The organism is Ruania halotolerans, assembly GCF_021049285.1.
In the GTDB taxonomy this organism is placed as follows: Bacteria; Actinomycetota; Actinomycetes; order Actinomycetales; family Beutenbergiaceae; genus Ruania; species Ruania halotolerans.
In genome coordinates this window covers 2,045,556-2,057,197 of sequence record NZ_CP088017.1, presented here as the reverse complement: position 1 = coordinate 2,057,197, position 11,642 = coordinate 2,045,556, and the positions used below count along the sequence as shown (strand labels likewise).

At 67.0% G+C, this 11,642-nt stretch carries 10 protein-coding genes; 8 read left to right on the top strand and 2 right to left on the bottom strand.

Annotated features, from left to right (window positions below; all coding sequences use genetic code 11):
- Window positions 1-4: 4 nt before the first annotated feature.
- Window positions 5-1,003, bottom strand: a complete 999-nt coding sequence (locus tag LQF10_RS09055; RefSeq protein WP_231067143.1) for a siderophore-interacting protein — start codon at window positions 1,001-1,003, stop codon at window positions 5-7.
- A 176-nt stretch (window positions 1,004-1,179) separates the two neighbouring features.
- On the opposite strand from LQF10_RS09055, the gene LQF10_RS09050 reads away from it, so the two are divergent.
- The 4 genes from LQF10_RS09050 (at window position 1,180) to LQF10_RS09035 (ending at window position 5,640) form a co-directional block, all read left to right on the top strand.
- Window positions 1,180-2,676, top strand: coding sequence for a sensor histidine kinase (locus LQF10_RS09050; RefSeq protein ID WP_231067142.1), 1,497 nt, complete (start codon window positions 1,180-1,182; stop codon window positions 2,674-2,676).
- A complete protein-coding gene (locus LQF10_RS09045) occupies window positions 2,661-3,359 on the top strand; it encodes a response regulator (protein ID WP_231067141.1) in 699 nt (232 codons plus the stop codon). Before LQF10_RS09050 ends, LQF10_RS09045 begins: the two co-directional genes overlap by 16 nt.
- Window positions 3,360-3,523: 164 nt before the next feature.
- Window positions 3,524-4,414, top strand: coding sequence for an ABC transporter ATP-binding protein (locus LQF10_RS09040; RefSeq protein ID WP_231067140.1), 891 nt, complete (start codon window positions 3,524-3,526; stop codon window positions 4,412-4,414).
- On the top strand, window positions 4,411-5,640 hold the full coding sequence (locus LQF10_RS09035) for an ABC transporter permease (protein ID WP_231067139.1): 1,230 nt from the start codon (window positions 4,411-4,413) through the stop codon (window positions 5,638-5,640). Before LQF10_RS09040 ends, LQF10_RS09035 begins: the two co-directional genes overlap by 4 nt.
- A 31-nt stretch (window positions 5,641-5,671) precedes the next feature.
- On the opposite strand, the gene LQF10_RS09030 is transcribed toward LQF10_RS09035, so the two are convergent.
- Window positions 5,672-6,964 carry a DUF2510 domain-containing protein gene (locus LQF10_RS09030; protein WP_231067138.1) on the bottom strand — a complete coding sequence of 431 codons (1,293 nt, stop codon included), beginning with the start codon at window positions 6,962-6,964 and terminating at the stop codon, window positions 5,672-5,674.
- Between the two features lie 196 nt (window positions 6,965-7,160).
- Here LQF10_RS09030 and gdhA point away from each other — a divergent pair, with 196 nt between their 5' ends.
- From gdhA to LQF10_RS09010, 4 genes are all read left to right on the top strand, one after another.
- Window positions 7,161-8,504, top strand: a complete 1,344-nt coding sequence (gene gdhA, locus LQF10_RS09025) for an NADP-specific glutamate dehydrogenase (protein ID WP_231067137.1) — start codon at window positions 7,161-7,163, stop codon at window positions 8,502-8,504.
- 6 nt (window positions 8,505-8,510) lie between these two features.
- Window positions 8,511-10,367: a heparinase II/III family protein gene (locus LQF10_RS09020; RefSeq protein WP_231067136.1), complete on the top strand. Its 1,857-nt coding sequence runs from the start codon at window positions 8,511-8,513 to the stop codon at window positions 10,365-10,367.
- 38 nt (window positions 10,368-10,405) lie between these two features.
- Window positions 10,406-11,014, top strand: coding sequence for an ASCH domain-containing protein (locus LQF10_RS09015; RefSeq protein ID WP_231067135.1), 609 nt, complete (start codon window positions 10,406-10,408; stop codon window positions 11,012-11,014).
- A gap of 276 nt (window positions 11,015-11,290) precedes the next feature.
- Window positions 11,291-11,641, top strand: coding sequence for a PadR family transcriptional regulator (locus LQF10_RS09010; protein ID WP_231067134.1), 351 nt, complete (start codon window positions 11,291-11,293; stop codon window positions 11,639-11,641).
- Window position 11,642: the final 1 nt, after the last annotated feature.

The following is an 11,642-nucleotide window of genomic DNA, read 5'->3' as shown; positions in this document are numbered from 1 at the left end:
GCGGCTACTGCCCCTCGGCGCGGCCGGCTCGCCAGTACCCCATGAAGGCGACCCGGCGGCGGCAGACCCCGATCTCGGAGACCAGCACCCGCCGTAACGACTTGATCACCGCGGCCTCCCCTGCGAACCACGCATAGAAGTCGGATCCGCATCGCTGACCACGTCCGCAGGTATCCGGCGCCTGGCGCAGCACCGGCGAGTCCCAGAGGATCTCCGAATCCACGTCGATGTCCTCAAGGTCGGTCGCTGCCGTGGCGCGTCCGGGACCGATCAGTGCCGCATGGGCGCGCGCCCAGGCCACCACGGTGGGAGCGAGGATGTCCCCATGCGCGGCGCCATCGCGGGCCAGCCAGGTGATCTGCGCTCCCGGAGGGAGCGTGCAGGCGAGTTCATCCGCCGCGGTGGGAATCTCGATGAACGCCGTGGCACGCCGTCCCGGCTCCAACCGTTCGAGGATCGCGCAGATCGCGGGCGCGGCGGTCTCGTCGCCGGCGAGCAGGACCTCCTGCGCCGTTCCCGGATCCCAGTCACGGCCTCCGGTGGAAGAGACCGATCGTGCATCGGGCCCCGAGATGACCAACCCATCCCCCACGCTCGCCTGATTCAACCAGCGCGAGGCCGGCCCTGCGTCCCCATGGGCGACCATGTCGACGTCGATCTCACCGAGGTGCGTGCGCACGGCGCGCACCGTGTACGTGCGAATGGGACTGCGGGATTCTGCCGGGAGGGCGCGCCAGCGCTCGTACCAGGTACCGGAACGGCAGACCTCCTCGTCATCGGCGCCGATGTCACTGACCTGGCCGGTGGACTCGTGGGGAAACACGATCTTGATTCGTTGATCGTCACCATCAGTTCCGAACCAGTGCAACTGCGGACCGGTGAAGGTGACACGGACGAAGTGCGGGCTCAGAGCCTCGATCGCCTGCACCGTGACGGAGTAGGGCCGGTACGCCGGTCGGTCGTCCTTGAGCGCGGTCTCCGTAGCCGGGGGTGAGGTGAGCATTGCCTTAGTCAACCATGCCTGCTCAGTTCCGTGAGACCGGTGTGACGTATTCCACCGGCATCTCCTCGCCTCGGGCTGGTGGACGAGATGTCACCGCGCACGTTCGAGCCGATCAGAGCACGATCCATCGTGGGAAGGAGGCGACCTGCGGTCGCCGACGGCTACGCTCGGGCTCCATGTCCGCTCTCCCTGCCGCGCCCGTACGCATGCGCAGGCTGTTCGGTTGGCTGAACGATCCGGAGGAACCCTGGTGGGAGCGCCCCGGCCCGACCGCGGTGCAACAGCACCGGGACGTCGTCGGCACAGCGATCTACCTCGTCGTGGCGCTCGGTGTGGTGCTGGCATCGAAATCCGCCGGCATCGCTATCGAGGGCGAGCAGTCGTGGCGCGCCTACGTTGCCGTCGCGCTCATGTCGTTGCCGCTGAGTATGCGCCGCCGGTATCCGCTACTGACCCTCGTTGCCACGTCGGCGCTCTTCCTGGTGCTGAGTTACGTGAGTCCGGAGGCATCCGTCTCGGCGCCGTTCCAGGTGGCCTACTTCGCCACTCTCTACACCGCCGTGGCATGGGCCAAGGACCGCAGAATGCTGTGGATCGTCGTCTTGGCTGTGCTGGCCGAGATGTCCCTGTGGATCTCCATCACGTTCACGCTCACGAACGCGATCACCGAGATCACGCCCCTGTTCGAGGATGCCAGTGGCCCCTTGCCGCCGCTTGCTGCGTACGTGCTGTACACGATGGTGATGAACACCGCCTACTTCGGAGGTGCGGTGCTCGTCGGTCGCTCCGCATGGCGCACTGCGCTGGATCGCGTGCGGGTGGGCGAGCAGGCGCAGAAGATCGTCAAGCAGGCCGATGAGCTCGCTCACCGCGCAGTGCTCGAGGAGCGGGTCAGAATCGCTCGTGAACTCCATGATGTGGTGGCCCACCACGTCTCCGTGATCGGCGTCCAGGCGGCTGCCGCGAGGCGTGTCCTGACCGTCTCCCCCGACACCAGCGCCGAGGCGTTGCGCACGATCGAAGCCACCAGCCGTGAAGCCGTCGCCGAGATGCGGTCATTGCTGCAGGTGCTGCGCAGTGAGGATCCCGGGGAGGAGACCAGGCATCCCGAGCCTGGACTGGGCGATATCGACGCACTCGTGCGCACCCATGCCGAAGCCGGGCTGCTCGTGGACGTCTACCGGATCGAGGCACGGGAAGGGGACCTGGACCGGCTCTCCGCGCCGCTCGATCTGTCTGCGTACCGGTGTGTCCAGGAATCCCTGACCAACGTCCGCACGCACTCCACCGCCCGGCAGGCCTCGGTGACCGTGCGTACCGGCGGCGAGCACACGGCACGCTGGCTCGAGGTGGAGGTGATTGACGGCGGCCGGCCCCGCCAGGGCACCTCGGGTACCGGGTACGGTCTGCGCGGTATCGCAGAACGGGCCGCCTTGCACCGTGGCGAGGTCGAGGCGGGGCCACGGACGACGGCGCCCGGTTGGCGGGTTCGCGTACGGTTTCCCTATCGGGAGGCCGCCGGAACAGATCCGGAGCCAGACCGTGCCAGCACTCCCGGCCTCGCCGGCCGACCGGGGCAGGCGGCCGTGACCGAGAACAGCACAGCGGCCGAATCGGTCGAGAAGTCGACCGCACTGGTCGAGAACAGGAGTTCCCCATGGCCATCCGAGTAGCCCTCGTGGACGATCAGGCCCTCGTCCGTTCGGGGTTCGCCATGGTCCTGTCCGTCGAAGAGGACGTTGAGGTGATCGGCCAAGCCGCCGACGGCGCCGCAGCGGTGGATCTCGTTCGCAGCGTCCCCACGGATGTGGTGCTCATGGACGTTCAGATGCCAGGAACCGACGGCATCGAGGCGACCCGGCAGATCGTGGCCGAGGATCTGGCGCGGGTGATCATCCTGACGACCTTCGATCGCGAGGACTATCTGTTCGCCGCACTCGAGGCCGGCGCGAGCGGGTTTCTGCTGAAGAACGCCGACCCCGACGAACTCGTCGCAGCGATCCGTGCCGTCTCGGGTGGGCACGCCCTCCTCGCCCCGGAGATGACTGTGAAGGTCATCTCCCGGCTGGTCTCCGGCAGCGCCGCACGCATCGAAAGCACCCCCGCACCGGGGATGGACCGCACGACCCGCACGGTCAATGAGCCGTTCGAGCCGCTCACTCCGCGTGAACTCGACGTTCTCGTGCTTGTCGCCGAAGGAATGTCCAATGCAGAGATCGCGGGCGAGCTCTTCGTCGGCGAGTCCACGGTGAAGACGCACGTCTCGCACGTACTCGCCAAGATCGGTGCCCGCGATCGGGTGCAGGCGGTGGTCTACGCGCACCGTGCCGGACTCGTGGCACGACCCACGGCGTGAACTGCGCCTCGTGATGACGCGCGGCGTTCCGCTCGGACTCAGGGTGAATCCGGCCCCGCACTCCCCCGCAGGAGGGAGACGGGCGAATCACCCCTGCGGGTGAGGCGCGAGGCCACAGCACTTCCTAGGCTCGATCTAGTCTCAACCGCCCGGGAAGGAAAAGCATGTCCACTTCACCCGCCCTGGAGATCCGGCACCTCACGCGCAGGTTTGGCGAGAAGGTCGCCGTCGACGACGTCTCGTTCGTGGTCGAGCCCGGCACGCTGACCGGTTTCGTCGGCGCGAACGGCGCCGGGAAGACCTCCACGATGCGCATGATCATGGGCGTCCTCGCGATCCACGAGGGTGAGGTGCATTGGGACGGTCACCCGATCACGCGCACCGACCGCGCCACCTTCGGATACATGCCCGAAGAGCGCGGCCTCTATCCCAAACAGGGCATCCTCGACCAGCTGTGCTACCTCGGTCAGCTCCGCGGTATGAGCCGTGGTGACGCCGCCAGGGAGGCCACACGACTGCTGGAGCGGTTCGAACTCGCTGACCGCACCAAAGACAAGCTCGAATCCCTCTCCCTGGGCAACCAGCAACGCGTCCAGGTGGCGGCCTCACTGTTACACGGACCGCGCGCACTCATCCTCGACGAGCCGTTCTCCGGCCTGGATCCCGTTGCCGTGGACTCCATGGTCGATCTGCTCTCGGACCGGCTGCGCGAAGGTGTTCCCGTGCTGTTCTCCAGCCACCAGCTGGACCTTGTCGATCGACTCTGTGACTCACTCGTCGTGCTCTCCGACGGTGCGGTGATGGCAGCAGGAACAGCTGAGGAGCTCCGCCGCTCCGGGCCTGCCCGGTACCGGATCAGCACCGCACCCGATGCCGGCTGGCTCCGCGAGGTACCGGAGGTCACCGTTCTGGACGTGCATGGTCCGACGGCGGTGCTCGAGTTACCCGATGGTGTTCCCGACGGTCTCCTCGCCCAGGCCGTCGAACGCGGCCTGACTGAATTCACCCCACTCGTGCCCACGTTGTCCGACATCTACCGCGAGGTGACCCGATGAGTACTCTCACCACCGACCCGCCCACCACCGGCACCGATGAGGGTGATCGAGTCCTGGTACGTCGACCATGGATGACGGTCACGGCGCGTGAGATCCTCGTCAAGGTGAGCGACCGCAGTTTTGTGCTCTCCACGATCTTCACCACCCTGCTCTTGGTGGCTGCGGTTGCTGCCTCCGCATTCTTTTCCACCCGTTCCAGTGAGTACGTCGTGGCAACCGTCGATTCCGGGGACACGGCAGCGAGCGAGATCGCCGCCTCGGCCGGTGATCTCATCGCGAGTTCCGGGGACAGCCTGGAAGTCACCCAGATGGCGGACGAACAGGCGCTGCGCAACGCCGTCATCGCCGGTGACGTCGATGCCGGACTGATCCAGACAGGCAATGAATACGTACTCCTCGGCGGCGAGGAGATCGCCGGCGACCTGCAGTCAGTGGTGAGCGATGCGGTGCGCACGGCCGTACTGAGTGAGAACGCTCGGGAGGCGGGCACCTCGCTCGCTGAACTCGAGTCCGGCAGCCAGGTGCGAACGGAACTCCTCGCCGCCGACTCCGACCAGGGAGCTGCCTCCTATGTGGTCGGTTTCGTCTTCGCGTTCCTGTTCTACATGGCCACCATCATGTTCGGGATGACCATCGCCAACTCTGTACTGGAGGAGAAGCAGAACCGGGTGGTGGAGATCCTTGCCACGGCGATCCCGATTCGGCAGATCCTCTATGGCAAGGTGCTCGGAAACTCGCTGCTCGCCTTCGGCCAGATCGTGCTCTACGGCGTCGTGGGTCTGATTGCCGTCAACGTGGCCGGCCTCGCACCGGATATCGGCTGGATCCTTGCTGCCTCCGGCTGGTTCATCGCGTTCTTCGTGCTCGGATTTCTCGCGCTGGCGTCGGTATGGGCGGTCCTGGGTGCATTGGCCAGCCGAAGTGAGGATCTGCAGACCAATACCGGTCCGATCATCATGGTGATCATGGCCGTGCTGTTCGTCGGTCTGTTCGCCACCGGCACGGCACTGCAGGTAGCCAGCTTCGTGCCAGTGATGAGTTCGGTGGCGATGCCGGTCCGGATGCTCTCCGAGGACGTTGCCCTCTGGCAACCGATCGTCTCGCTGCTCCTGACCGCTGTGGCTGCACTGGGCTTGCTCAGGCTCGGTGAACGGATCTACGAGCGTGCGGTGATGCAGGGAGGGACGGCGCTGACCTGGCGGCAGGCATTCCGGTTGGAGAGCTGAGGCCGGCGCCACCGCGCAGTGCTCGTGTAGCTCACTCGACCGTGATGGTCACGGAACCGTTCACCGGCCCGTTGCTGTAGCCCCAGATCGTCACGAGCGCCATCCCGTCCACCGGGGAGGTCAGGTCGATGTACGGGTCAAGATTCTCCCCATCCGGCGCCGAGGATGAACGGTCGTCGTTCTCCTCATACGTGCCGTCGGGCACCATCACCGATGCGATCGAATCCTCGTCAGTGTCGTGCACATCGACGGACACCGTCTGGTCAGTCGAGACCGGGATCTGTGCGAGCCAGCTGCCACCCTCGGGTGCGCTGAACTCGTGCGTGCCCGGTTCTACGGTCTCCGCCTCCGCGCCGCCGGACCTCAACTCGAAGGTGACCTCGTCTCCGCTGTAATCGGTCAGCCGCACCTCGTGTTCACCCGGAGTCAGTGTCATAGTCAGGCTCGCGTCATAGGAGTTATCCGACTCCGTAGAGCCGTCATCGTCGCGCCACTGCGTCCCGTCCGCAGAGGCGACTTCGATGATCGGGTCGGCCTCACCGGGTTCACTGAAAGTATCCAGCCAGTACACGCCCGGCTCGTCGACCACGAATGTATAGGTGGCTCCTCCCCCCTCCGGCACCTGAACTTCGACCGTGTCGCCAGGAACGAAGGATCCACCGTCGGCTGTGGGTGCATCGGCGGGCTCATCCGGGGTCGCGGTATCGGTGGGGTCGCTGTCCGTGGGATCGCTCTGCGTGGGTTGCCCGGTGGACGGAGTCGCCACTGGATCGGTCGCCGCGCCGCCGAGGCCGGAGATCAGTCGGACGGCAAAGACGACCACGAGCACGATCACGAGCACAGCCACACCGAGGACCACGAACAAACCGGTCTTCGTTCCGCTCGAAGGCGGCGCGGCAGCCGGTCCGTAGGCGCCGTAGCCACCAGTCGAGGGACCGCGTTGCCCTCCAGCGGACGGGCCCTCGGGACCGCCCATGGGCGGCGCATGACCGGGGGTACCGGTGCTGGCAGGACTCCCCGGCAGTTGACCCCACGCGCCGGCGTCTGGAGTCCCGCCAGCGGCGGCCACCTGAGCGGGGTCGTACGGAGTGGTCTGATCCGCGGTTCCCGGTGCGGGCGCACTGCCGTAAACCTGCTGACCGGGCTGTCCTGCGGGTACCTGCCCGGGCTGTGCGCCCTGTCCAGGCTGGTGCCCCTGTCCAGTCCGCATACCCCCGTCGCCACCATGCACCGGTGCCCGATGGTCCGTCCACATGGCACCATCCCAGTAGCGAAGGGCGTTCTGGTCCTGCGGGTCCGGATACCAGCCGGCGGGGACGGTCATTCAGGCTCCTCAGGCGCATCGCGCCGCGTCGAATCAGTCGCGTTCGCTGGTGAGCATACCTGCGCTGAGATGCCGCCTTGAAGGCAGGACCGGCTCCCGCACCAGCGCCCGGAGCGGGGAGGTGGCCAACGGGCGCCAGCGAGCCTGGCACGATGTTCCTTGGCCCGAATTGCACACCCGAACGAGAGGTCCTGTGATGCTCGACGATCACCTCCGCCCAGTCCTGGACGACGTTATCGCCCGGAACCGGCACGAGCCGGAGTTCCACCAGGCAGCGCGGGAGGTCTTCGAGTCAATCGCTCCGGCGATCGCGCGCCGGCCCGAGTATCTCGACGCAGGCGTGGTGCAGCGACTCTGCGAGCCCGAGCGTCAGCTCATCTTCCGGGTCCCGTGGACCGATGACGCCGGCCGGGTGCATGTCAACCGTGGCTTCCGGGTGGAGTTCAACTCCGCGCTCGGGCCATACAAGGGCGGGCTGCGATTCCATCCGAGTGTGTACCTGGGCATCGTGAAGTTCCTGGGGTTCGAGCAGATCTTCAAGAACGCGCTCACGGGCCTGCCGATCGGTGGCGGCAAGGGCGGGTCGGATTTCGATCCCAAGGGACGCAGCGATGCCGAGGTGATGCGGTTCTGCCAATCCTTCATGACGGAGCTGGCCCGGCACATCGGCGAGTACACCGACGTCCCGGCCGGTGATATCGGTGTGGGCGGCCGTGAGATCGGCTACCTGTTCGGCCAGTACAAGCGGATCACGAACCGCTATGAGGCAGGGGTCATCACCGGCAAGGGCATCACCTGGGGCGGTTCGCATGTGCGTACCGAGGCCACCGGATACGGGCTGGTCTTCTTCGTCCGCGAGATGCTGCGGGCCAGCGGCCAGGACCTCGAGGGCCGCCGCGTGGTGGTCTCTGGAAGCGGGAATGTCGCACAATATGCGATCGAGAAGCTGCAGGCCCTCGGCGCGACGGTGGTGGCCGTGTCGGACTCCAGCGGGTACGTCGTGGACGAGTCCGGCATCGACCTGCCGCTCCTCCAGGAGATCAAAGAGGTGCGCCGGGGGCGCATCTCGGAGTACGCCGAGGCCCGCGGGGGCTCAGTCCGCTTCGTTTCCGAGGGAAACATCTGGGACGTTCCCTGCGATATCGCGCTGCCCTGCGCCACTCAGAATGAACTCGACGGCGTGGCCGCGCGTCGCTTGATCACCAACGGCACGATGCTGGTGGCCGAAGGGGCGAACATGCCCTGCACGCCCGAGGCCGTCGATGCCTTCAGCGAGGCCGGCGTTTCGTTCGCCCCCGGTAAGGCCGCGAACGCCGGCGGTGTGGCAACCAGCGCCCTCGAAATGCAACAGAATGCGGAGCGGGACTCCTGGTCATTCGCCCATACCGAGGAGCGACTCGAGGAGATCATGCAGGGCATCCACCACCGTTGCGTGGTCACTGCCGACGATCACGACCGACCTGGCGATCTGGTCACCGGCGCGAACATCTCCGGGTTCATTCGCGTCGCCGACACGATGCTCGACCTGGGCGTGATCTGAGCTCAGATGCCCGATGACGTCCCTCGCCCGAGCCTGCGTGCCGCCCTCGATCTCGATCGCCTCGTCTGCAGGACGGCCTCTGGTGCGCAGGTACCGTTTCCGCCTGCGAGCGATCGTGAGGCATGGCGCGCGGTTGACCCGGTCAGCCGGCACACCATCTTGGACCACGCCGCGCACCTGAGCCGGCAACCGTGGCCGGAGCTCACGGTCTCGGCGCGGCTCGAGTTCTCGCGGAGCGGGTCCCGACGTGCATTTGAAGCGCCGTACTTCGCGCGTCGTCGGCGCCTGGTGCTCCTCGCTCTAGCCCTCGCGCTCGGTGAGGAGCGGTACGCCGACCAGGTGCTGGACGGTATCGGGCTGCTGGTGGAGGAGGTGAGCTGGTGTCTGCCTGCGCACGACAGCCCTCCAGGTGAGCCGCTCCGGCTGCTCCCGGATCCTGCACGCCCCGTACTGGATCTGTTTGCTGCCGAAACTGCCGCGACGCTGACCTGGGTGAGCTGGCTGCACGCTGCTCGGCTTTCGGACACCCCCGGGTTGCTCACCCAGGTGCGCATGGCCGTGCTGGATCGCGTGATTCGGCCGTTCATGGACGAGGGGCGTAACTGGTGGTGGTTCGGTGCCGGGATGAACTGGAATCCGTGGATCGTCTCCAATGTGCTGACCGCCACCGCGCTTCTCGCGCCAGGTGAGGACGTGGCACGCCCGGCCTACGCGGCTGCCCTGGAAAGCCTGGACGGCTACCTGGAGCGGACGCCGTCGGATGGTGGGTGTGCCGAGGGAATCATGTACTGGTGGCAGTCGGCGGCTCGACTGTATGAGGCGCTGGATGTGCTCGGCTGGGTCGACCCGGGCGGGACGACGGCAGTGCTCACCGCCCCGCTCGTCCAGCGGATGGCCAGCTATCCCCTGGTGGTGCACCTCGGTGGCCCGTGGTCGGCGAGCGTGGCCGACGGTATCGCCCGGGTACCCCCGCCGACGGAGGAACTGGACAAGGACCAGCACCCGCCAGCACTGTTGCATCGGTTCGCGACAGCCGCACGGGTCCCGGAGGTCGCTGCGCTGGCCGCCTCCTTCGACCGCGCGCTGGTGCCGTATCAGGCGATGTACCGGTGCCTGGTCACCCTGTTCGACCCGGGCTGGACGCAGAGTGCTCGAACCACTGAGCCTGCAGCCACCCCTCACTGGTTGGATCAGACCCAGGTGTTCGCAGCATCGACCGACGACGCCCGGGTCCGCGTGGTGGCCAAGGGCGGGCACAACGACGAACCGCACAACCATCTCGATGTCGGATCGGTCGTGGTGGCCGTTGACGGCGCCCCGATCTTGATCGACGTCGGCGCGGGGCAGTACACCGCCGGCAGCTTCGGGCCCGATCGATACTCCACCTGGTTCACACAGTCCGGTTTCCACACGGTCCCGGCCCCTGACGGCGCAGAGCAGGGCGTCGGGGAACGGTTCCGCGCCGTTGTGCTCGAGCAGTCCGCCGCTCACGTGCGCCTAGAACTCGCCGGGGCGTATCCCACCTCGGTGGGGATCACCTCGTGGCAGCGCGAGGTCCGCCTGGGCGCGGCGCTGGAGCTGACCGACTGCTGGACCCCGGCCACGTCCGATACTCGCGTGCATCTGATGCTCGCCCACGCCCCCCAGGACAACGGAGACGGCTCGCTCGACGTGTGTGACACCGACGGACGCAGGCGTGCCCGGCTGGAGATCGGCGACCAGGTGGAGGCAGCCGTCGAGACGATCGACCTCACCGACCCGATCCTGAAGGCGGTGTGGGGAGACCAGATCGCTCGGCTGGTGCTCCGACCCACCGAGATCGGGAGCGAGGCTTCGCTGCGGGTGGTGTTGCGGGCCCTGTGAGCCCATTCGGGCCGCCGCCGTCTGCCAGGATGTGGCCCATGCTGATCTCGCGTGCAGTGGCGGAGGGGATCCGGGCAGGCCGTATCACCACCCAGTACCGGCGGTGGGACGTGCCACGGGTCCGCGCCGGGGGCAAGCAGCTCACCGCCGCGGGCGTGGTCGAGTTCACCCGGGTGACCCGGGTGAACGATCTGCAGCGGCTCACCGATCGCGCGGCGCGTGCCGCGGGGATGAAGGATGCCGACGCACTCCGGCGAGCTCTCCGCCCCCGGGACCGCCCTCGCGGTCCACGCGGGTCGGCCGGAGGGGAGCATGTCTATCGGGTGCACGTGCGTTGGATCGGTGAGGATCCACGGCTCGCCCTGCGCGAGAGGCTGCCGGACTCGGAGGAGCTCGCCACCATCGCGCAGCGGCTCGCCCGCCTGGACGCCCGCCCTACGGGTCCATGGACCCAGGAGATCCTCACGTGGATCCGCGACAACCCGCGAGTGGTCTCCAAGGAGCTGGCTGCCCTGCGGGACGTGAAACTGCTGCCCATGAAGACAGACATCCGCAAGCTCAAGGGCCTCGGCCTGACGATCAGTCACGATGTCGGGTACGAGCTCTCGCCGCGGGGGGCGGCATACCTCGCCTGGCTGGAACGCTGACGACCCCCCGCGCTCCTGAGGCGCCGGTGATATTCGAGGCTCAGACTGGCATCTCGGCCGATGATCACGCCGCAGGTTCGGCATCGTCGCTGGACAATCTCGCCGGACATCTCGAACGCTAGCCGCACTCCCCCGCGGATTCTCGCCAGGGCCCGCCCCGGCGTGGGCGCTGCTGTGCCCGCAGCCGACCAGCGCGGTACTCATTGTTGCTACCTACCGGTACTTACCGCTACTATCTAGCGGTAGTCAGCATTACTGAGTAGAGAGGCAGGCTCGATGGGCAATCAGATGACGGAGATGCTCAAGGGCACTCTGGTGGGCATCGTGCTGGCCACGCTGGCCGGGCGCCCTGCCTACGGGTACGAGATCACGGCCCGACTGCGGGAGCAAGGCTTCACCGACCTCGTCGAGGGAACTGTCTACGCCCTGCTCGTGCGCATCGAGCAGAAGGGATTCGTGGATGTGGAGAAGGTCCCGTCCGAGAAAGGGCCCCCACGGAAGGTCTACTCACTGAACGCGCAAGGCAGGGACCAACTCAACGAGTTCTGGAGAACGTGGACCTTCCTCTCCGAACGCATCGAACAACTGCAGCACCCCAACGATGACCACCAGCACGAAGGAGCATGAC